This is a genomic window from Avrilella dinanensis, assembly GCF_002807015.1.
In the GTDB taxonomy this organism is placed as follows: domain Bacteria; phylum Bacteroidota; class Bacteroidia; order Flavobacteriales; family Flavobacteriaceae; genus Flavobacterium; species Flavobacterium dinanensis.
On the sequence record NZ_NIPO01000001.1, the window covers coordinates 615545 to 638736 of the forward strand.

20 protein-coding genes are annotated in these 23192 nt (G+C 39.3%); 19 read left to right on the top strand and 1 reads right to left on the bottom strand.

What is annotated here, in order from left to right; genetic code table 11:
- Positions 1–39: 39 nt before the first annotated feature.
- The 15 genes from sufB (at position 40) to CDL10_RS03075 (ending at position 19219) form a co-directional block, all read left to right on the top strand.
- The gene (sufB, locus tag CDL10_RS03000; RefSeq protein ID WP_100677168.1) at positions 40–1488 is read left to right on the top strand and encodes a Fe-S cluster assembly protein SufB; all 1449 of its coding nucleotides are present in this window, start codon (positions 40–42) and stop codon (positions 1486–1488) included.
- A 36-nt stretch (positions 1489–1524) separates the two neighbouring features.
- Positions 1525–1848 (top strand): four helix bundle protein, encoded by a 324-nt coding sequence (locus CDL10_RS03005; protein WP_100677169.1) that lies wholly within the window; start codon positions 1525–1527, stop codon positions 1846–1848.
- A 48-nt stretch (positions 1849–1896) separates the two neighbouring features.
- Positions 1897–2634: a Fe-S cluster assembly ATPase SufC gene (gene sufC, locus CDL10_RS03010; protein WP_100677170.1), complete on the top strand. Its 738-nt coding sequence runs from the start codon at positions 1897–1899 to the stop codon at positions 2632–2634.
- A gap of 82 nt (positions 2635–2716) precedes the next feature.
- Positions 2717–4030 carry a Fe-S cluster assembly protein SufD gene (gene sufD, locus CDL10_RS03015; RefSeq protein WP_100677171.1) on the top strand — a complete coding sequence of 438 codons (1314 nt, stop codon included), beginning with the start codon at positions 2717–2719 and terminating at the stop codon, positions 4028–4030.
- 505 nt (positions 4031–4535) lie between these two features.
- Positions 4536–5345 (top strand): hypothetical protein, encoded by an 810-nt coding sequence (locus CDL10_RS03025; RefSeq protein WP_100677172.1) that lies wholly within the window; start codon positions 4536–4538, stop codon positions 5343–5345.
- Positions 5346–5488: 143 nt separating this feature from the next.
- Positions 5489–7522: a hypothetical protein gene (locus CDL10_RS03030; protein WP_133119448.1), complete on the top strand. Its 2034-nt coding sequence runs from the start codon at positions 5489–5491 to the stop codon at positions 7520–7522.
- Complete coding sequence (locus CDL10_RS03035) at positions 7522–9084, top strand: hypothetical protein (protein WP_100677174.1); 1563 nt, start codon at positions 7522–7524, stop codon at positions 9082–9084. The genes CDL10_RS03030 and CDL10_RS03035 overlap by 1 nt, the downstream gene beginning before the upstream one ends.
- 677 nt (positions 9085–9761) lie before the next feature.
- On the top strand, positions 9762–11024 hold the full coding sequence (locus tag CDL10_RS03040) for a gliding motility-associated C-terminal domain-containing protein (RefSeq protein WP_100677175.1): 1263 nt from the start codon (positions 9762–9764) through the stop codon (positions 11022–11024).
- 14 nt (positions 11025–11038) lie between these two features.
- Entirely contained in the window at positions 11039–11986 is a 948-nt protein-coding gene (locus CDL10_RS03045; RefSeq protein WP_100677176.1) for a PorP/SprF family type IX secretion system membrane protein, read from the top strand.
- Between the two features lie 16 nt (positions 11987–12002).
- Positions 12003–13958 (top strand): OmpA family protein, encoded by a 1956-nt coding sequence (locus CDL10_RS03050; protein ID WP_243389278.1) that lies wholly within the window; start codon positions 12003–12005, stop codon positions 13956–13958.
- Between the two features lie 76 nt (positions 13959–14034).
- On the top strand, positions 14035–14469 hold the full coding sequence (locus CDL10_RS03055; RefSeq protein WP_100677177.1) for a transposase: 435 nt from the start codon (positions 14035–14037) through the stop codon (positions 14467–14469).
- A complete protein-coding gene (locus tag CDL10_RS03060) occupies positions 14466–14783 on the top strand; it encodes a transposase (protein ID WP_100677178.1) in 318 nt (105 codons plus the stop codon). Before CDL10_RS03055 ends, CDL10_RS03060 begins: the two co-directional genes overlap by 4 nt.
- A gap of 136 nt (positions 14784–14919) precedes the next feature.
- Complete coding sequence (mutS, locus tag CDL10_RS03065) at positions 14920–17526, top strand: DNA mismatch repair protein MutS (protein WP_100677179.1); 2607 nt, start codon at positions 14920–14922, stop codon at positions 17524–17526.
- Between the two features lie 118 nt (positions 17527–17644).
- Complete coding sequence (locus CDL10_RS03070) at positions 17645–18871, top strand: metallophosphoesterase (protein ID WP_100677180.1); 1227 nt, start codon at positions 17645–17647, stop codon at positions 18869–18871.
- A gap of 45 nt (positions 18872–18916) precedes the next feature.
- Positions 18917–19219, top strand: a complete 303-nt coding sequence (locus CDL10_RS03075) for a thioredoxin family protein (protein ID WP_100677181.1) — start codon at positions 18917–18919, stop codon at positions 19217–19219.
- A gap of 70 nt (positions 19220–19289) precedes the next feature.
- Here CDL10_RS03075 and CDL10_RS03080 read toward each other — a convergent pair whose 3' ends face one another.
- Positions 19290–19811, bottom strand: a complete 522-nt coding sequence (locus CDL10_RS03080) for a DUF6252 family protein (protein ID WP_100677182.1) — start codon at positions 19809–19811, stop codon at positions 19290–19292.
- A 412-nt stretch (positions 19812–20223) separates the two neighbouring features.
- On the opposite strand from CDL10_RS03080, the gene CDL10_RS03085 reads away from it, so the two are divergent.
- From CDL10_RS03085 to CDL10_RS11365, 4 genes are all read left to right on the top strand, one after another.
- On the top strand, positions 20224–20499 hold the full coding sequence (locus CDL10_RS03085; protein WP_100677183.1) for a co-chaperone GroES: 276 nt from the start codon (positions 20224–20226) through the stop codon (positions 20497–20499).
- A 33-nt stretch (positions 20500–20532) separates the two neighbouring features.
- A complete protein-coding gene (locus tag CDL10_RS03090; protein WP_100677184.1) occupies positions 20533–20889 on the top strand; it encodes a four helix bundle protein in 357 nt (118 codons plus the stop codon).
- A 39-nt stretch (positions 20890–20928) separates the two neighbouring features.
- Positions 20929–22560 (top strand): chaperonin GroEL, encoded by a 1632-nt coding sequence (groL, locus tag CDL10_RS03095; protein ID WP_100677185.1) that lies wholly within the window; start codon positions 20929–20931, stop codon positions 22558–22560.
- 104 nt (positions 22561–22664) lie between these two features.
- Positions 22665–22970: a hypothetical protein gene (locus CDL10_RS11365; protein ID WP_133119449.1), complete on the top strand. Its 306-nt coding sequence runs from the start codon at positions 22665–22667 to the stop codon at positions 22968–22970.
- Positions 22971–23192: the final 222 nt, after the last annotated feature.

Here is a 23192-nt window from a genome sequence, read left to right on the forward strand (position 1 = left end):
TGATTTTTTAGATTTTTAGATTTTTTAAATAGAAAAGATATGAGCAAATACACCGAAGACGACTTAAAAGTCGAATTAGAAAATAAAGAATATGAATACGGATTTTATACTGATTTAGAATCTGAAACATTTCCCGTGGGTCTGAATGAAGATATAGTTCGTGCGATTTCTCAAAAGAAAGGAGAGCCAGAATGGATGACCGAATGGCGTTTGGAGGCTTTTCGCGTTTGGAAAGAAATGACCGAGCCGGAATGGGCAAACGTACATTATGAAAAACCTGATTTTCAGGCAATATCCTATTATTCGGCACCTAAAAAAGCGGATTCCAAAAAATCATTGGACGATGTTGACCCGGAACTTTTGGAAATGTATAAAAAGTTGGGGATTTCCGTGGAAGAACAAAAGCGTTTGAACAATGTAGCAATGGATATTGTGGTGGATTCCATTTCCGTTGCGACCACCTTTAAAGAAACGCTGAACGAAAAAGGCATCATTTTCTGTTCGATTTCCGAAGCGATTAAAGAACACCCGGAACTGGTAAAAAAATACATAGGAACGGTTGTTCCGAGAACGGATAATTTCTACGCCGCATTAAACTCGGCTGTTTTTTCAGACGGTTCGTTCTGTTATATTCCAAAAGGTGTTCGCTGCCCAATGGAATTATCAACCTATTTCCGCATCAATCAGGCAGGTACAGGTCAATTTGAGCGTACTTTGTTAATTGCCGACGAAGGTTCGTATGTTTCTTATTTAGAGGGCTGTACCGCACCAAGTCGTGATGAAAACCAACTGCACGCCGCTGTGGTGGAATTAATTGCGATGAACGATGCCGAGATTAAATATTCGACCGTTCAAAACTGGTTTCCAGGCGATAAAGAAGGAAAAGGAGGTGTTTTTAACTTTGTAACCAAGCGTGGTTTAGCAGAAAAAAATGCCAAAATCTCGTGGACACAGGTGGAAACAGGTTCGGCAGTTACCTGGAAATATCCATCTTGTATCCTGAAAGGCGACAATTCAGTAGGCGAATTTTATTCGATTGCCGTAACCAATAATTTTCAGCAAGCCGATACAGGAACGAAAATGGTTCATTTGGGTAAAAACACCAAATCAACCATTATTTCCAAAGGAATTTCAGCAGGAAAATCACAGAATTCTTACCGCGGACTAGTACAGATTGGTGCAAGAGCCGAAAATGCACGTAACTTTTCACAGTGTGATTCTTTGTTGATGGGTAATGAATGCGGAGCACACACGTTTCCATACATCGAATCAAAAAATTCATCAGCGAAATTAGAACACGAAGCCACGACAAGTAAAATCGGAGAAGATCAAATCTTCTACTGCAACCAACGGGGAATTCCGACAGAAACGGCAATTGCCTTAATCGTAAACGGATTTTCACGCGAAGTTTTAGATAAACTACCAATGGAATTTGCCGTAGAAGCCAAGAAATTGTTAGAGATTTCATTGGAAGGAAGCGTGGGGTAAATTAATTTGAGAATGATTTAATTTGAAAATTTGTAAATGAAGGGTTCGGAAAATATAATTGTTAAGCTAACTTTTGATTTTGCATTAGAAATAATTAATTATTGCGAAACTTTGGAAGCCAATAAACGATTTGTGATTGCGAATCAATTATTAAAATCAGGAACCTCCATAGGAACTAATGTACGCGAAGCCCAAAATGCAGAAAGTAAAAAAGATTTCATTCATAAATTTAAAATTGCGGCAAAAGAAATTGAAGAGACAATTTATTGGTTAGACTTATGTCATTTTAGCAAAAGCTACCCTGATTGTTCTCATTTAAAAACTCAAATTCAACCAATTACTAAAATAATTAAGATTTAAGACACATTTTCAAATTGAAAAATTTTCAAATCATCTAATTGTCAAAACATGTTAAACATAAAAAATCTACACGCCTCTGTTGAGGACAAAGAAATATTAAAAGGAATCAATCTTGAAGTAAAAGCAGGAGAGGTTCACGCAATTATGGGACCAAACGGAGCCGGAAAATCTACCTTGTCATCGGTTATTGCCGGTAACGAAAACTTTGAAGTTACAGAAGGCGAAATCGTTTTGGAGGGAGAAGATTTAGGCGATTTGGCACCTGAAGAACGAGCACATAAAGGCATCTTCATGTCGTTTCAGTATCCCGTAGAAATTCCAGGTGTATCGGTAACCAATTTTATCAAAACGGCTATTAACGAAACTCGCAAAGCTAACGGACAGGAAGAAATGCCTGCTAACGAAATGCTGAAGTTGATCAAAGAAAAATCTGAATTGTTGGAAATTGACCGCAAATTCTTGTCCCGTTCGTTAAACGAAGGTTTTTCGGGTGGAGAGAAAAAACGTAACGAAATCTTCCAGATGGCAATGCTGAATCCAAAAGTAGCTATCTTGGACGAAACCGATTCAGGTTTGGATATCGACGCGTTGCGTATTGTGGCAAACGGCGTCAATAAGCTGAAAAACGAAAACAACGCAGTTATTGTAATTACACACTATCAGCGTTTATTGGATTATATCGTTCCTGATTTCGTACACGTACTTCACGACGGAAAAATCGTGAAAACAGGCGGTAAAGAGCTCGCTCTGGAATTAGAAGAAAAAGGATACGATTGGGTTAAATAAAATTAGTTTGAAAAGTTTCAGGTTTAACGTTCAAAGTTCTCAACTTTTAAACTTTAAACTTTAGACTTTAAACCAAATAACAATGGAATTAAAAGAAAAATTACTATCATCTTTTTTGGCATTTGAACAAAAAGTAGACATTAACGCTGCTTTGCACGATGTACGTACCGATGCCTTGAAAGTGTTTGAAAATAAAGGTTTTCCGACCAAAAAAGAAGAAGCATGGAAATATACTTCGCTGAATGCTGTTTTGGCAACCGACTACAACATTCTGCCTAAAAACGAATCGGACGTAGAATGGAAAGACGTTCAAAAGTACTTCCTGAACGATGTAGATACCTATAAAGTGGTTTTCATCAACGGAGTGTTTTCATCACATTTGTCGTCAACCACGCACGATGGACTTGATGTTTGTTTAATGTCGTCGGCATTAACAAAACCTAAATACAAAATGGTTATTGACACCTATTTTAACCAGGTAGCCAACAAAGAAGACAGTTTAACTAATTTAAATACGGCATATGCTTTTGAAGGAGCGTATATCAACATTCCGAAATCAACGGTAGTACAAAAACCAATCGAGATTTTGTATTTTACAACCGGAACGTCATCAAACTTTGTTCAGCCGAGAAACTTGGTAATCGTAGGCGAAAACGCACACGTTCAAATCATTGAGCGTCACCAGTCGCTAACAGATACAGCAATGTTTACCAACAGTGTAACCGAAATTTATGCTGCAAAACGTGCCATTGTTGATTATTACAAATTACAAAACGATTTGCTGACTACCAATTTGGTTGATAACACTTATATTGAACAAAAACAGGAAAGCAGAGTATCGGTTCATACTTTTTCTTTTGGTGGAAATATCACGAGAAACAACTTGAACTTCTATCAAAAAGGTGAACGCATCGATTCTACGTTAAAAGGAATCACCATTATTGGCGAAAAGCAACATGTAGATCATTATACGTTGGTTAATCATGAAGAACCAAATTGCGAATCGCATCAGAACTATAAAGGAATTTATGACGAACGCTCTACCGGGGTTTTCAACGGTAAGATTTACGTAAATAAAATTGCTCAAAAAACTGATGCTTTCCAGCAGAACAATAATATTTTGTTAACCGATAAAGCTACATTAAACACCAAACCGCAATTAGAAATTTTTGCTGATGATGTGAAATGTTCACACGGATGCACCATTGGTCAGTTAGACGAATCAGCAATGTTTTATATGCAGCAACGCGGAATCCCGAAAAAAGAAGCCAAAGCGTTGTTGATGTATGCGTTTACAGATGAAGTAATATCGTCGGTAGCCATTCCGGATTTACAACTGAAATTACAAAAACTGATTTCGATGAAATTGGGCGTAAATATTGGGTTTGATATATAAAAAAAATGGTAATGTACTGAAAAATAGTTGGTGGATTTTATCAAAATAGTTGTTATATTCCGCCAGTTAATCTGAAGAGGAAGTTGGCGCTGCTGGAGAGCAACCAACCAGCAATAAGATTAATGCTTATACTAAGAATGAGGACGACCTTCAAAGTCGTCCTTTTTTACATTCTTTGGTAAGCAGAATGGCTAAAAAAACTCACTTTTCGTTAGAAAAGAAAACATACCATTTAATGAAATTTATCCTGTTTTTAATGGTTAAACCCCTGTGTAAATCCAAGTGGTTTTTGAGATGACTAAAGTACCCTTCAATACCGTTTGTTGTGTTAGGAATGTTCGGATTTTGCAAATAATGAAANACTACTGTAGATGTACCGGCAAGTGTAATCAACCAGTTTGAAGAGATTGTAAACGGCGGACCAGTTACTATTGAAGGAGAGGAATACACAACTATTGAGGAATATATCCAACATATCGTTGAAACCAACGAAAGTGTAACCACCTTGGTTGACAATGCTGACGGAACTTATACTTATACGTCAGAAGACGGAACAGTAACTACTGTAGATGTACCGGCAAGTGTAATCAACCAGTTTGAAGAGATTGTAAACGGCGGACCAGTTACTATTGAAGGAGAGGAATACACGACTATTGAGGAGTACATCCAACATATCGTTGAAACCAACGAAAGTGTAACCACCTTAGTTGACAACGCTGACGGAACTTATACTTATACGTCAGAAGACGGAACAATTACTACTGTAGATGTACCGGCAAGTGTAATCAACCAGTTTGAAGAGATTGTAAACGGCGGACCAGTTACTATTGAAGGAGAGGAATATACGACTATTGAGGAATATATCCAACATATCGTTGAAACCAACGAAACGGTAACTACATTGGTTCAGGACAATACTACAGGTGTCATTACATACACAGATGAAGAAGGCGAGGAAAGTACTGCTAATGTAGTTAGCACCGATGCAGATAACGAAATCACAGTAGGAGCAGACGGTGGTGCTTATTACAAAAAAGCCATCAACGATTTGGTGTCAATTAACAACAACCATACTTTGGCAGATGGCGTGAATACGGTAATCATCGATACCGCTGTGAACCCGGTTACAATCACAATTCCGGCAGCAGCAGCAAATGACGGTAGAATAATCGTTTTGCGTAAAACAAATGGCGGCGGTCAGATGGTAACGCTTTCACAAACGATTCAAGACGGAGCTATGAGCTTTACCCAGTTTAATACACAAGCGACGATAACCATTCAAAGCGACGGGACAAACTGGCATAGAATAAACTAATACAGTTATTGAAAAAATTGTAAAACAACTTCTAACCCCTACAACCCCTAACGGAACGAGCTCCCTCTCCAAAGGAGAGGGCCGGGGAGAGGAAGGGTCGGGAGAGAATTCTACTGAAATAATATAAATAAAAGATTAAAGTTATGAAAAAAATAACTCGAAATATAGCAACATTAATGGTGCTTACCGTTGCAGGTACAACCGTAGCTACAGCACAGGTCGTTGAACAAAAAGTAGGCGACAACAATTTGATTATGAATCAAAACGCGGTCTTGGAAATCGAAAGTACTAACAGAGGACTTTTATTGCCACGATTGGAGCTCACGGCAACAGATAATTTCGCACCGCTTACAGCCCACGTAGAGGGTATGACTATTTATAATACTGCCACAGCAGGTACAGGAGCAACTGCCGTAACCCCAGGGTATTATTACAATGATGGTACCAAATGGGTACGCGTAGCCACTGGTGCAGATGCTAAAACCGAACCTTGGTTTGTGCAAAACACTTCAAACGAAGCCACCGCCAATACCGACGATATCTACCAGCAAGGTAGAGTCGCCGTAGGTTTTACGGATGAAGATGCTGTTTCTGATAAGCAGTTTGAAGTAAAAGGAGACGTAAAGACCGAATTTGTCGATACCGATGACTATATCTACGGTTTTCAGACTGCAATGTCGGGCTTAGATCCCTCTACAAAAGAGAATTTGATGTATGTTACGGATAACGAAGATTTATCAGCGGCAAATCATTTTTCATTTCTTGGGGTAAACAAGAACAACGCCACTTTCATAACTATGGATAAAACCGGTGCCCAGGATAAGGCTGCGATAATAACAGCGGCGAATATTCCAAGTGGAAGTGGGGGGGTTGTAGGTCTAGCGAGTGAAACTTCTGATGGCAAATACGTTAATGTTGGAGGTCTTACCTGGACCGATGATGTAGATGGGGCTATCCAGACCAGGCAAACAGTAGAAGGAGATAATGTACAGATGAATTTGCATGTCCGCCCAAAAACAGGGATAATATTCAACCATTCTGGTGTTACAGGTTACGGAAGCTATACATTTCCAAAAAATACACCAACAGAAGGTCAGGTCTTAGTGGGTGGAGCTACTACAGGGACAGCTTTTGTCGGCAGACACTTGGAATGGAAAGACCTGAGCGAATTGGTAACAGTGACTGAACCTTGGAAAATCCAAAACACTTCAAACGAAGCTACCGACAATACCGACGACATCTACCAACAAGGTAAAGTAGCTGTTGGCTTTACGGATGCTGATGCCGTTTCGGAAAAGCAATTAGAAGTAAAAGGAGATTTCAAAACACAAATAGAAAATGGAGGTGAATATGTGGGAATGGAAACTAATATAAATGGATTCAATGGAGCGTTAATGTATGTATCCAATAATGATGATATTTTGTCAGCAACGGAATATGATGCACTATCTGTCTCTTCTTTCGGAGGGTCAATATTGAGCTCTGTATCTGGTCAATATGCTTCAACCATTTCAACTGCAGCGGATGACACAAATGAGGCAGACTTCTCTTTAATAGCATCAAGAAACGGGGTCAATTATTCCTCCATTGCTGGTAGTTCTTCAAACTTGATGTTTGAAACAAGAGATGCAGGCAATGAGAACACTGTGATGGATATAGGCACGACAGGTGTTAGGTTCAGATATAGAGATAATAGCACAGTTGGAAACAATGTAGGAGATTACATATTTCCAAGAGACAATGGTCAGCCTGGCCAGGTGTTAATAACTAACGGAGTAAATCCGGCAGCGGAAACAGCTCAGCTTTCTTGGGCAGATGTTTCGGATTTAGTCAAAGCAGCCATGCCTAAATTTTTCTATATGCCGTCGGTAGAAATACCTACACATAACACTTCTACAGGAATATTGCTTACAGGCACGCAGACCATTGATTTGTATGCATCATATACCGAGCAGTTTGGTTTTACAGGAGGGGTAGGTCAGGCTAGAAGTAACAACGCTTCGACTATACCAACGATACCGGCAGATGAATTGGATTATTTCATAACTTATTTTGATACAGATGTTTTTCAAAATGTAGCAGTTTCTACTGAAGGAGTATTAACATACAGCGTAAAATCCGATGCCGTCGTGACACCGAAGACATTTATGAACATCGTATTTAAAGTAAGAGACTAATGAAAAATCTGGTTAAAATAGTAAAGAAAGGGTATTGCAACACAATTTTTGCAGTTTTGATAGCCTTTCTTTTTAACAGTGTATCATTATATGCACAAGATATAACCCGTTTTCCATATAATATATCTTTCCGAAGCACTATACAGCCAACAGGAATTGTGCGTCCTAACGCAGGAACGAATAGTGCAGCGTTTACAAACGATGGTTTACGATTAACAAACACTACTTCACAATTTGGTGCGGTAGCATTAGACGGGGTATCATTTAATTCTACTAATGGTATAGAGATAGAGTTTGAGTATTCAATGTTTGGGGGTACTACATTTGATGGATCTTATGGAGATGGGCTTTCCGTGTTTTTGTATGATGCTTCAGTACCACTTAATATTGGAGCGAGAGGTGCTGGTTTAGGATATTCTTATAATCGGACATATTCACCAACTTCAGCAAGGGCGTCTGGTTTATCAGGAGGGTATTTAGGAATTGGGTTAGATGAATTTGGAAATTTCAAAGGGCGTAGATATCAAGGAGATTCCAGAGTAAACGGTATCAATATGTCGTGGGCTACAAATAGTCACATAACATTAAGAGGTGCCATGCATCCTACAGGTTTATCTGGAGGGGGTATAAGAGGGGTAGGTTTTTCCGGATACCCGGTTTTGATTACCCGATCTACAAAACATGCTTCTAGTGGAAATTTGGGAGCTGTGTTAAATGCTACAGGTGGGGGATATTCTGCATTAACTTCAATAGGTAGTGGAAATGCATTTGATTTACGACCAGGAAGTTTGGCAACTACAGAAGGAGCCGCTAACTATAGAAAAGCATTTATTACGTTATTGCCTCATATTGATGGTGGTTTTAGAGTGACCGTGCGTATACAACACGGAACAACAATAACTACGGTTATTGATAACTATCATTACAGAACATCATTTACCTATACGGAAAATGCAAATGGAAATACTTCAGGAAGTACAGAGCAAAGCGGGGGGCCTTATGCAGAAAGCACTCATACCTTAAATGCTTCTGTTCCCGACTCTTTTAAAATAGGATTTGCAGCTTCTACAGGTGGTGCTTCACAAACCCATATAATACGTGATTTAGAAGTAAGTATTCCGTATTTACCCGAAATGGAAGATGATGAAATGTCTATGTGTGTAAATTATCATCCTTCTGTGACAATTCAACCATTTGTGAATGATATTGTTTATAATGGTGCATTAACAGGTACTCCTGAAGGAGGAAATACAAATACATACATTGATTTTAATAGTTTTAGATTTGAAAATGAATTAGGAAACCAAGTAGGAACCTCTACTTCTTACACACAACCTAATGTAGGTACTTGGACTTATAATTCTAGTAATGGGCAAGTAGTTTTTACTCCTGTAAAAGGCTATACAGGGATTGCTTCTGTGAATTATTCTATAAAAGGATTTAATACAAACGGTGGACCTTTTGGTCAAGATATTTATAGATCTGCTACCACAACTATAAAAGTAGATGTTAAATTTTGTAATACTATAAGTAATCCATCTTTGCCGAGTGGTAAACAATAGGAAGGAGCGATATTCTTTGGACTTGAAAAATCGAATGGAGGAGTAGCGGATTGAAACGAGTGTGTTTGTTAATATCGTTTAAAACAATGACCCGAACCTGAAAGGGTAAATAATTCGATGCAGTTAGTATAAATTCATGCGATGCTACAGGGAACTCGAATAATGAAATATATGAAGAAATTAATTGCGATAATAGCACTACTTTTTTCTGGATCCTGTGTTATGTCACGAACCGGATCAGGTAGTTATGAGGCAAGTAACGGCTCAGAGTATATTGGTTCGGGCACTATAAGTTTGTTTACTCGGAGAGCCCGTATCTGGGGTCGGATGCAGATTGGGAGATCGACGGGGAGGTATATGTCTACAGCCGCAATATCTGGATCTCGCCCACGGCGAAGGCCAGTGGTAGCGGTACACTATATGTCCGCTCTCCCGGAAATATCCTTTTTACGAGGATTGGATCGATGCTGTCACCCGAGTGTACAATAACGACGGCGAATTTGTCGACGTGAATATCCTCCTAACCAATTGTCTTGGTGTTGAGCTGACAAATATTGAAGTTCAGGGCTATGCAAGCAGTGCAGGAACAGGATCACTGAAGGTGGCTGGATAAAAAATAATTAGCAATTCAAGCAATAGGTAATTGGATAATACCTAATCACTAAAACAAAAAAGAGATGAAAAAAAAGATACTATACCTATTTTTAGGGATTCCAATCATTACGACTTCCCAGACGGTAAATACGGGTAACCTTTCAGTACGTCCAAGCACGGAAGTATCGACTTATTTTGATTTTGATAACCGATCTACAGGTCGGGTATTGAACGATGGGGATTTTTACTTTTACGATGATTATAACAATGAAGGTATTTTTGCCCACAGTGTTGATTCTGCTACGGGTTATGTGATATTTGAAGGAAAAAGTAATAGTGTTCAGAACATATCGGGTTCAGCGCCGAGTGATTTTTCCAATGTGTTGTTCAACAAGGCAGGAGGAGATTATTCTTTCAACCTGACCAATGAGATCTTGGTGAATAATCTGGTAGATTTCTACGAAGGCGTTGTGTTCGTGAACAAGAACGAAGGTGGTGTTTTTACCTTCCTTCGGGGAGCGGTTCACGAGAACACCTCTGATGATAGCCATGCCATGGGTCAGGTGGATAAGGAAGGTGAAGAAAACTTCATTTACCCGATAGGCAAAGGCGGTTACTACCGTTTTGCGGGCATATCTTCAGTGGCAGCAGTTAGCGGTAATGTGCAAGAGAGCTACTATACGGGAGAATATTTTCTGGAAAATAGCAACAACAGCTATAACCATGCCCAAAAAGCTGGCGTAATAGAGTTAATTGATGATGCGGAATACTGGATTGTTAATCCCTCTCAAAACACCGATGGTACATTAATTCTGACCTTGTCATGGGACGAGCGGACTACACCGTTCAACATGTATGGCGACCCGAGAGAGTTACGTATCGTTCGCTGGGACGAAGACACGCAAATGTGGTTGAATGAAGGCGGAACGGTAAACCCCGTAGAGAAAACGGTTACCACCCCGACACAAATTGACAAATATGGCGTATTTACTTTAGGAAAAGTAAAAGGAGACTGGGTTAATCCGGGCGATGTGGTTATTTATGACGGGGTTTCTCCAGACGGCGACGGTAAAAATGATTATTTCTATATCGAAAATATCACAGATTACCCTGATAACACTGTAACGATATTCAACCGTTGGGGCCGTGAGGTTTATCATACGACGAACTACGACAGCCGTGGCAACCACTTTTCCGGTTATGCAGAAGGTGTAAAAACGTTCAAAAACGGAGAGAAATTACCGACAGGTACCTACTATTATATCGTAGAGTACACGTATGAAAACAATAGCGGCCAGGCACGGAGAATCAGAAAAGCCGGCTCCCTACATTTAGAAAACAACTAATATCCGCAGGAATGATGAAAATAAGACTAAATATCACACATTTATTGCTGGGAGCATTCATGTTGGGAAGTATGCAGTTGCATGCCCAGCAAGACCCGCAATATACGAACTATATGTACAATACGGTAAATATCAACCCGGCTTATGCGGGCAGTCGCGGAGCGATGAGCATTTTCGGTCTGCACCGTACGCAATGGGTTGGCTTGGACAGGGCCCCGGTTACGAACACCTTGTCGGTGAATACGCCGATAAAGAATTCTAAATTAGGACTCGGCGTATCCCTTATCAATGACCGTTTGGGGATTATGGACGAAAACACCTTGTCGGTAGATGTATCCTATACGTTAGACTTTGGTGGGGATAACAACCACAAGTTATCGTTTGGAATCAAAGGGTCAGCCAACCTGCTCAGTGTGGACTATGAGCTATTGAGAAGATTCAACGAAGACGACCCGAATTTGTCCGGACAAATCAACAACCAGTTTACGCCAAACTTCGGAGCGGGTGTTTACTACCACAGCGACAAGGCTTATTTAGGCTTTTCGATACCGAATTTCCTAACCACAGACAGGTACAACGACAACGAGCGTAACACGAGTTATAGTATGATGCGTCAGAAAATGCACTTTCACTTAATCGGAGGTTATGTTTTTGATGTAAACCCTAACCTGAAGTTCAAACCTGCATTTTTAATCAAGGCAGTAGAAGGCGCTCCGGTTCAGGTAGATTTGACAGGTAACTTCCTGCTTTTCGACAAGCTGACCCTTGGGGGAGCTTACCGCCTGGACGCAGCGTGGAGTGCTTTGGCAGCCTTCCAGATTACCGATGGTTTGATGATAGGTTATGCCTACGACAACGATGTACAGGCACTACGCCATTACAACCATGGATCCCACGAGCTATTTGTTCGATTTGAATTGTTTAACCGACACAAGCGTATGAACTCCCCACGCTTCTTCTAAAAAAAACCTGATAGAGATGAAAAAGATAACTACACAAATAGCCCTTATGTTTTTTTGCATGACCGGCATGTCATCGATAGCACAAAGCGGGTTGCAGAGCGCCGAAGATTCTTATGAGCAATACGCCTATATCGATGCGATAAGAATATACGAACGCATAGCTGAGAAAGGCAAGGGCAATGCAGATATTTACCGTAAGTTAGCCAATTCGTATTACTTCAACGGGAAGTATGATCAGGCGAATAAATGGTACACCAGATTGTTTGAAGACCACAGCAGTGAGCCTATTGATGCGGAATATTACTACCGCTATGCGGAAACGCTGAAAAACGTAGGCGAAAGCAGCAAATCAGACGAATATTTCAATCGCTATGCCAGCACAGTATCCGGCAGAAGAACTATGCTGATAAAAGAGCAGAAAGATTATATGGAGGAAATCCGGGCTAATTCCGGACGTTACCATAACGTCAATCTTATAGAGGTGAATAGCGAGAGTTCGGATTACGGCAGTACGATCTACAATAACCAGTTGTTGTTTGCCACAGCAAGAGATACGGGTAACTTCGCCAAGCGAATCCATACGTGGACAGGCGATTATCACACGAGCATCTTTGCGGCAGACATCAACGAAGATGGTACGCTGTCCAATGCCAGGAAATTCAGTAGTAAGATAAACAGTAAGGTCAACGAATCCACGCCTGTGCTAACCAAAGACGGTAACACGATGTACTTTACGCGTAACAACTACGACGGTAGCCGTGGCTATGACAGAAACCGCAGCACCCTGCTGAAGATATACCGTGCCACGAAAAACGACAAAGGCAAATGGACAAATGTAGAAGAGTTGGCTATCAACAGTGATGAGTTCAGTACAGCCCACCCGATGCTCAATGCAGAAGAAACGGAGTTGTATTTTGCCAGCGACCGTCCGGGCGGATTCGGCGGTTCAGATTTGTGGAAAGTAGCCATCACGGCAGATGGATTTGGTACGCCACAAAACCTTGGAGCCAACATCAACACCGAAGGACGTGAAACATTTCCATTCATGTCGGCAGATAATACCTTGTATTTTTCCTCAGACGGACGTCCGGGCTTGGGAGGCTTAGATGTCTTTGCGACAAAAATCAAAGCAGACGGCACCTGGACAGACATCCAGAATGTAGGCGAGCCTGTCAACTCCAACTGGGACGATTTTGCTTATATGATTGATACCGACACCCAGCAAGGTTTTTTCAGTAGCAACCGCCCAGAAGGTCAAGGTAATGACGACATCTACCGTTTTACGGAAACCCGTGCCTTATTGTTGGAATGTTTACAAAATCTGGAAGTGAAAGTAGTCGATGCCGAAACAGGAGCAGTAATTGAAGGGTCCTTAATCAGCTTGTTTGACGGTCACCGCAATTTGACCAACGAAGCTACCCAGTCAGGAGTCAACTACATGACTATACTGACCGATGAGGAGTGCGGTATCTTCTACCGTGTCCAAGCCTCGGCAGAGAACTATCAGACGAGCGAAGCCGGTGTAACATTGCAAGAAGAAATCGGTGGCGTAACACAATTGGAAATTGCTCTGGAGCCAGCAAAAGTAAAAGTAGAGTTAGGCGATGATTTGTTCGAGAAGTTTGATCTCAACCCGATATATTTTGATTTAGACAAGTCTAACATCCGCCCTGACGCGGCAGAGGAGCTGACCAAAATACTAGCTGTGCTGGAAGAATATCCAGCGATGAAGATTGATATTCGTTCGCATACCGACAGCAGAGCCTCACATGCATACAACGACCGTTTGTCAGAGCGTCGTGCTAAATCGACCCGTCAATGGCTCATCGACCAGGGCATTGATGCGAGCAGGTTAACAGCCAAAGGCTATGGCGAACGCGAGCTAATCAATGAATGTGCCGATGGTGTAAACTGTAGTGAAGAAGCACATCAAGCAAACAGAAGATCTGAATTCATTGTAGTGGAGTTGTAATCTTAAGAGAGAAAAGAAAACTATTTATTAAAGAAGTAGCCTCCTTTTCTCTCTTAATGAATTAATAAAGCAGAAAGTGGAATTTCGATATAAAAACATTCATATAGGAAAACTAATTGAAGAACTAGTAAAAGACAGGCAGGTAGAGATGGATCGTATTACTCAATTTTTGAAAATTTCTGTTGAAAAAGTACATGAAGTTTATCACAAAAAGAGTATTGACTCTGAGCAACTTTTGCTTTGGAGCAAACTTTTGGAATACGATTTTTTTAGAATTTATTCTCAGCATCTATTATTATATGCACCATCGGCCTCAACAAATGAAAAGAAATCACCTACTCAAAAATCACCCATTCCGCAATTCAGGAAAAACCTCTATACAACAGAAATAGTTGAATTCATTTTGGAACTTGTTGAGAAAGAAGAAATGACAATAAGTGAAATCACTAAAAAATATAATATTCCTAGAACGACTTTGTATAAATGGGTCAAAAAACATAAAAAAATATGACACCTAATTATAAGAATATTTATAGTGATATTATTAATAGAAAATACCCACATAAGAAAAAAAAATGCAAAAGAATATTAGAGAAAGATCAATTAACTTTTTTTGATGTATTAGAATTAGATGAGCTGATTTTTGAAAAAAAATCCAGAGAAATGAAAGAAATGGATCAAAAATATCGTTCGTATGATAAATCCACAATTTTAGAAATATTAGAATACCAGAAGAAACATAAGCTCAAGAACACCGAAGTGGCAAATCATTTTAATATGAGCCGCAACACTATAGCGAGTTGGAAGAAACTGTTTGATAAATAGGTGGTTAAATGAAACTAATATTGTCAACCTGCGATTGTTGTATCTAAACTTTGCAGGTTTTTTTATTGGCTGTTAATATGCTTCACGGCTTGATATACCCAAACTTTTTCTATCTTTGTTGGTCAAGTTGAAGTCTATGTGTGCAAAAGCTAAATCCAGTAAAACAGAAACAAAGGAAACCCCTTTGATGAAACAATATAACCAGATAAAAGCGAAATATCCAGACGCTTGTTTATTGTTTCGGGTAGGTGATTTTTACGAGACATTTGGTGAAGATGCCGTGCGTACAGCTAACATTCTGGACATCACATTGACAAAAAGAGGAGCAGGAAGCTCAAGCGAAATCGAATTGGCAGGCTTTCCGCACCACGCATTGAATGTTTATCTGCCGAAATTGGTCAAAGCAGGCTTACGGGTAGCGATTTGTGACCAGCTGGAAGACCCGAAAAAAACAAAAACTATTGTAAAAAGGGGAGTAACAGAGTTGGTAACGCCCGGTGTGGCACTCAATGATGAAGTTTTACAATCGAAAAGCAACAACTTTTTATCTGCATTACATTTTGGCAAAAAACAAATCGGGATTTCTTTTTTAGACGTATCTACGGGCGAGTTTTTACTGGCTCAAGGCGATGAGGAATATATTGACAAACTCTTGCAGAATTTCAACCCGAGTGAAATCCTCGTGCAGAAAAACCATAAGAAAGATTTTTTAAGCACATTCAAAGGCGACTATAATCTATTTTTGTTAGACGATTGGGTGTTCAAGCAGGATTTTGCCTATGACAATCTTACCCAACATTTTGAAACCAAATCACTCAAAGGCTTTGGTGTAGAAGATTTGCCGGAAGGAGTAATTGCTGCCGGAGCTGTGTTGCATTATTTGTCGGAAACACAGCACAGCCGCATTCAGCATATTTCCAATATCCAGCGTATTGCCGAAGATGCCTATGTTTGGATGGATAGATTCACGGTGCGGAACCTGGAGTTATATAACAGTCCGCATCACAACGCCATTACATTACTGGATATTATCGACCAGACGCTTTCGCCAATGGGAGGGCGATTGCTCAAACGTTGGCTGGCACTGCCGTTAAAAGATATTAAGCAAATCAAACAAAGGCAGGATATTGTGGCATATTTGCTGAATGATAATGAACTTTTGACCAAAATTCAATACCAAATCAAACAGATTTCCGATTTGGAAAGATTGATATCCAAGCTGGCAACGGGAAAAATCAATCCGAGAGAATTCATTTATCTCAAAGATTCGCTGAATGCCATTATTCCGATAAAAAATCTGGCTTTGGAATCAGACAATGAAGCATTGAAATCTCTGGGCGACCGTTTGCATTCCTGTGATTTGCTACGTGAAAAAATTGCAACAACCATACATACCGATGCACCGGTTGCTGTACAAAAAGGAAATGCCATTGCCACAGGTGTACATGAAGAGTTAGATGAACTCCGGAAAATATCCCGGGAAGGAAAAGGCTTTTTGGACGAACTTGCTCAGCGTGAATCCGAAAAAACAGGTATTCCGTCGTTAAAAATTTCTTTTAATAATGTTTTCGGTTATTATATCGAAGTGCGAAATACCCACAAAGACAAAGTGCCTGAAGGCTGGATTCGGAAGCAGACACTCGTTAATGCTGAGAGATATATTACTGAAGAACTCAAGGCTTACGAAGCCAAAATTCTCGGTGCCGAGGAACGCATTCAGCAGATCGAACAGGAGGTTTATGAACAGTTTTTGATGTGGAGTGCCCAGTATATTCAGCCGGTACAGTTTAATGCGATGATTATTGCCCAGCTGGATTGCCTGCAATCATTTGCCCGAATAGCGATAGATAATCAATATGTGAAACCGGAATTCAAAGATGATTTTGGACTTAATATCAAAGATGGTCGCCACCCTGTAATTGAAAAACAGCTCGCTGCCGATACACCGTTTATTGCTAACGATGTGTATCTGGATAACGAAAGCCAGCAGATTATTATGATTACCGGACCCAATATGTCGGGTAAATCGGCTATTTTGCGTCAGACAGCTTTGATTGTGCTAATGGCTCAGATGGGTTCGTTTGTTCCGGCAAAAAGCGTGAGAATGGGTGTTGTGGATAAGATTTTTACCCGTGTAGGAGCCTCGGATAATATCTCGATGGGTGAATCAACTTTTATGGTCGAAATGAATGAAACAGCTTCTATTTTGAATAACCTTTCCGACCGAAGTTTGGTTTTATTGGACGAAATCGGTCGCGGAACTTCCACTTACGACGGAATTTCGATTGCCTGGGCGATTGCAGAATATCTGCATGAACACCCGTCCAGACCGAAAACACTTTTTGCTACGCATTATCATGAGCTCAACGATATGCAATCTCGATTTGAAAGAATCAAAAATTTTAATGTATCGGTAAAGGAACTGAAAGATACGGTTTTGTTTCTTCGTAAACTCGTACCGGGCGGAAGTGCTCACAGCTTTGGAATTCACGTGGCAAAAATGGCAGGAATGCCGCAGCTTGTCGTGTCAAAAGCAGAAAAAATATTAAACAGTTTAGAAAAAAATAACGACAGTAAAACCCATACGAAAGTTCCGGAAGAAGACGTTCAACTCAGCTTTTTTACTTTAGACGACCCGTTGATGGAAGAAATCAAAGAAGATGTGATGAGTCTGGATATCAACACACTGACACCGGTCGAAGCCCTGATGAAACTCAACGAAATTAGACGGAAATTATCGTGAATTACGCAAAACCATAGTGATTAGCCAATAGCTTTTTTTAACTCTTACCTAACTGTTAAATAAAACAAATCAACAAGTCATTGTGTTGGAAAACAAGTAATTTTGTCAAAAAAAGTCTATGAGCGTAATTCTTTTATTGATTTCATTGGTAATCGTGGAATGGTACACTTACGTTTTTGTGAAAACATTAATGCGTAATAAAAAAGCAGTTATCACTTATCTGATAATCAATTTCTCGTTTATAATTTACGTTGCTTATTTTTTCCTGAACTATGACCGGCACACAGGACAAACGCATTATTCTATGTTTCTTATGGGCGTATTGATGTTTGTTTTTTTTCCGAAATTGTTGATTACGATTATTTTTCTGATACAAGATGTTTTCCGGGGAATAAAGGCATTGTGGCATAAAATAAGGCGCCCTGCTCAGCAAACACAGCTTCCGGGACGCAGAAAATTTGTTACACAAGTAGCTTTGGGTCTGGCAGCAATTCCGTTTTTTTCGATTCTGTACGGAATGGTCAAAGGCAAATACAACTTTCACGTGATTAAACAGCCGGTATATTTTGATGATTTACCCGATGCTTTTGATGGGTTTAAAATATTGCAGATTTCCGATTTGCATTGTGGTAGTTTCGACGATAAAGAAAAAATCGCTTATGGCATTGATTTGATTAATCAGCAAGATTATGATTTGTTTGTTTTTACCGGAGATTTGGTCAACAGCGTTGCTGAAGAGGTCAATCCGTGGACAGAAGAACTCAAAAATATCAAAACCCCGCAGTTTGGAAAATATTCCATATTAGGCAATCACGATTACGGAGAATATATCAAATTTAACAGCGAGGCAGAAAAAGAGGCTAATTTTGTAGCCATTAAAAATCAGCACCAAAATATTGATTTCAATTTATTGCTGAACCAAAATGTACGGATAGAAAAAAACGGACAGCAAATCGCTTTGGTCGGAGTCGAAAACTGGGGATTGAATTTCAAGAAAGCCGGAGATTTACAAAAAGCATCGGAAGGTTTGTCCGGGAAAGATTTTAAAGTATTGCTCAGCCACGACCCGTCGCATTGGGACGCTGAAGTGAACACCCACCCGAATAACTATCATCTGATGCTTGCCGGACACACGCACGGCATGCAGTTTGGTATCGAAATTCCTGATGTTGTCAAATGGAGCCCTATCCAATACATCTACAAACAATGGGCAGGATTATACGAAAAAGGCAAACGATATATTTATGTAAACCGTGGATTTGGGTTCCATGCCTATGCCGGACGTGTTGGAATCATGCCGGAAATAACTGTTTTGGAGTTGAAAAAAAATAAAAAAACCGCTTAGATAAATCAAAATAATATACATTTGTATAAGACAAAAAATCATTATATGTCAAAATTTGGAGAAATTATTAGCGGAGATATTCCGGTTATGCTGTTTTTTACTTCTGAGAATATACCGACAGATGATGATGTTCGGATGGAAGAAAACATTAACGAACTGGCGGTAGAAACCAAAGGAAAACTGAGTATTGTAAAGATTAATGTGGACAAGAATGAAACATTAATCGAGGCATTAAGAGTGAGAGTTACTCCAACGCTGATGCTATACAAAGATGGCTCTATGGTGTGGCGACAAAGTGGCATGACAGATTTGAATTCATTGCGGATTATCGCCAAAGCTTTTTATTAAGACAACAGAGAAGAAACAAAAAAGTCAGTTGAAATATTTCAACTGACTTTTTTATGTATTATGCTTAAAATTAGTTACCCGGAATTTCCTCATCTTCCTCAATAATTTCAGGAGGAGTCGTGTTGATAGGAACATTAAGCATCACACCGTCATGAAAACGGATAGCCATATCCAAAGAAATATCACCTATGTTTTGCAATTCCATATCAAAAGCAAAATTTCCGCTGATGCTACCCGGAGTTTGCTCTTCTGCCGGTTTGAGAAAAACATAACCGTCTAACCCGGAATTGGTCAAAAATACCAAAGTGTCCGATTCTTCACTAACGGAGGTAAATTTGGCAGAAAAATTATTATTACTCAACTCATATCGGGTACCGAATGAGTAATTAGGAATACTGATTTCTAAAGTATCTCTTTCTGTACCGCCTTTTATCAAAAGATTACCGTTTTCCACAAATGCTTCGTGGTGGTCAAAACGAAAATGTTGGTAATTGATTTTCGCCTGAAGAGAAGTTTCGTTAAAAACCACTTCGTCCTCACAAGACACAAATGCAACGGCTAATCCGAGAAGTATTATTGCTTTCTTCATCATGAAAATTATTATCTGATTGGTACAAAAATAAAATAAATTATTAATAATAAACAGATTATTTCTTTTTTTTCGTGATTAAGAGCCTGTTTAAAATTTATCTAATAATTTGTTTATGCTTTTTTTTGGTCATAACTGCGTTAAATTTTCAAACGATAGCTCTACTATCCTTTGAAAATTTGCCTTGTTCTGTAATTAAAAATAACCTATAAACATTTTTACAATATAAATTAAACAGGCTCTAAAAGAAACCAACAGCATATTCTGACACTTTTTTTCAGGGTAAAATTACCTGCGGCTTTCCCAATACTGACAGCCTGACATTTTCCTGTCACAGAAACTGACAAAAACCGGATTGGCACAATTTATGACTATCGGTAAACGAAATTGTTAAACTTTAAAATCGTTATAAATTATGGCATTAAACATTAAACCATTGGCAGACCGCGTGATTATTGAACCGGCTGCGGCAGAGACTCAAACTGCATCGGGAATTATTATTCCGGACACGGCTAAAGAAAAACCTCAAAAAGGAACTGTTGTTGCCGTTGGTAATGGTAAAAAAGACGAACCTTTAACCGTAAAAACAGGTGACACGGTTTTATACGGAAAATACGCCGGAACCGAATTAAAATTTGAAGGCAAAGATTATCTCATTATGAAAGAAGACGATATTCTGGCAATTATATAAAGCCGTAGGCAATAAGCTGTAAGCTTTAAGCAAATGAGAGATTTTAAGAAATATGATATTTGGCAATTGAGTCATGAATTAACTTTAGAAATTTATAGAATTACAAATCTATTTCCTAAAGAAGAAATGTATGGTATCACAAGTCAAATTCGCAGAGCTTCTTCTTCTATTTCAACTAATATCAGCGAAGGTTGTGGTAGAAACAGTGATGCAGAATTCAATCAGTTTCTTAATATCGCATTAGGCTCAGCTTTAGAAACGGAATATCTTCTTATCCTTTCAAAAGATTTAAAATATATAGATGAAAGTGTATTTTTGAATCTTGAGAAAAAAGTCAATATAATCAAAAGTAAAATTTACAATTTAAAGAGTAAAATAACCCAGCGGTAAGCATAAAGTATTCAGCTTACTGCCTAAAGCAATTTAAAAATGGCAAAAGATATAAAATTCGATATTGAAGCACGCGACGGATTAAAACGCGGTGTAGATGCATTGGCAAATGCAGTAAAAGTAACTTTAGGTCCAAAAGGACGTAATGTAATTATCTCCAAATCATTCGGCGCACCTCACGTGACCAAAGACGGTGTTTCTGTGGCTAAAGAAGTAGAGCTGGAAGATACTTTGGAAAATATGGGAGCACAAATGGTAAAAGAAGTCGCTTCTAAAACCAACGATTTGGCTGGTGACGGTACTACAACTGCAACTGTTTTGGCTCAGGCTATCGTTAAAGAAGGATTGAAAAACGTGGCTGCCGGAGCAAATCCAATGGATTTAAAACGCGGAATCGACAAAGCGGTTGAGGCTATCGTTAAAGATTTAGCATCTCAAACACAAGAGGTTGGTTCTACTACCGATAAAATCAAACAAGTGGCTTCGATTTCTGCCAACAACGATGAAGTTATTGGTGAGTTAATCTCCGAAGCTTTTGGAAAAGTAGGAAAAGAAGGTGTAATCACTGTTGAAGAGGCAAAAGGAACAGATACCTATGTTGATGTTGTAGAAGGAATGCAGTTTGACAGAGGTTATTTATCGCCGTATTTCGTTACAAATCCTGAAAAAATGGAAACGGAATTTGAAAATCCATACATTTTATTATACGATAAAAAGATTTCTTCATTAAAAGAATTATTACCAGTTTTAGAACCGGTAGCTCAATCAGGGAAAGCTTTATTAATCATCGCTGAAGATGTGGATGGCGAAGCGTTATCAACTTTGGTTGTAAATAAATTACGCGGTGCATTGAAAATCGCTGCGGTGAAAGCTCCAGGATTTGGCGACAGAAGAAAAGCCATGTTGGAAGACATCGCTATCTTAACTGGCGGAACCGTTATCGCTGAAGAAAGCGGATACACTTTGGAAAACGCTACGTTGGAAATGTTGGGAACTGCAGAACGCGTTTCTATCGACAAAGACAACACAACGATTGTAAACGGTGCCGGAGATTCTGACATGATTAAAAATCGTGTAAATCAGATTAAAGCACAAATGGAAACCACTACTTCTGACTATGATCGTGAGAAATTACAGGAGCGTTTGGCGAAATTAGCCGGTGGTGTTGCTGTTCTTTACGTGGGTGCTGCTTCTGAAGTAGAGATGAAAGAGAAAAAAGACCGTGTGGACGATGCTTTACACGCAACCCGTGCAGCTGTTGAAGAAGGTATTGTTGCCGGTGGTGGTGTTGCTTTGTTGAGAGCAAAAGCTACTTTAAGCTCTATCGAGGCATTAAATGCAGATGAAAAAACAGGTATTCAAATTGTTGCACGTGCTATTGAATCTCCTTTAAGAACTATTGTAGAAAACGCAGGATTGGAAGGTTCTGTTATCGTAGCAAAAGTTGCCGAAGGAACCGGAAACTATGGTTACAACGCTAAAACAGACGAATACGTAGATATGCTATCTGCCGGAATTATCGACCCGAAAAAAGTGACTCGTGTAGCTTTAGAAAACGCAGCTTCTGTTGCCGGAATGATTCTTACTACCGAATGTGCTTTAGTAGATATTAAAGAAGAAGGTGGAAGCGGAATGCCTCCAATGGGCGGCGGAATGCCGGGAATGATGTAATCTTCTTAACATAAATAAACAAAAGCCGTTTCAGAAAGAAACGGCTTTTGTGTTTTTGAAATTAGGTTAGATATGCGATTTTTCCTACATTTATCAAAAACACCATGATGATGACAACAAAAAACACCTCGGTTACATTAGACAAGACATTTAGTATCATTTTGATAGCTTGTGTATTATTCTGGTTTTTAGCGAAAGTGGAGGCCTTACATCGGTTTGTTTTGTTTGGCGTGTTTTATGAAATGTTTGTTTTGTTGAGCATACCACTTTTAGCAATTAGCACTTTGTATTTTTTGTACAGAAGTTTTGTTGTTCGGTTTTCGCTGTCACAACCGCCCTTATTTCTTTTTTTGTTAGGTGTAGCCGGGATTGTGGTCATGCGTTTTGTTGAGGTTTTCAAATGCTATTAACCCTATAATGCATTATTAAATAGCCACAGATGCACAGATTTCAATACTGATGCTTTGTAAAACATAAAAAACTTCATGAAATACTGAATGCATCGCATTCAATATCTGTGAAAATTAAGTATTGGTTGATTTAGGATATATCTGTACATCTGTGGTGAAATATAAATACATAACTTTCAAGAGATTATGTGTAAATAAATAATGCAATACGGATGCTATTAA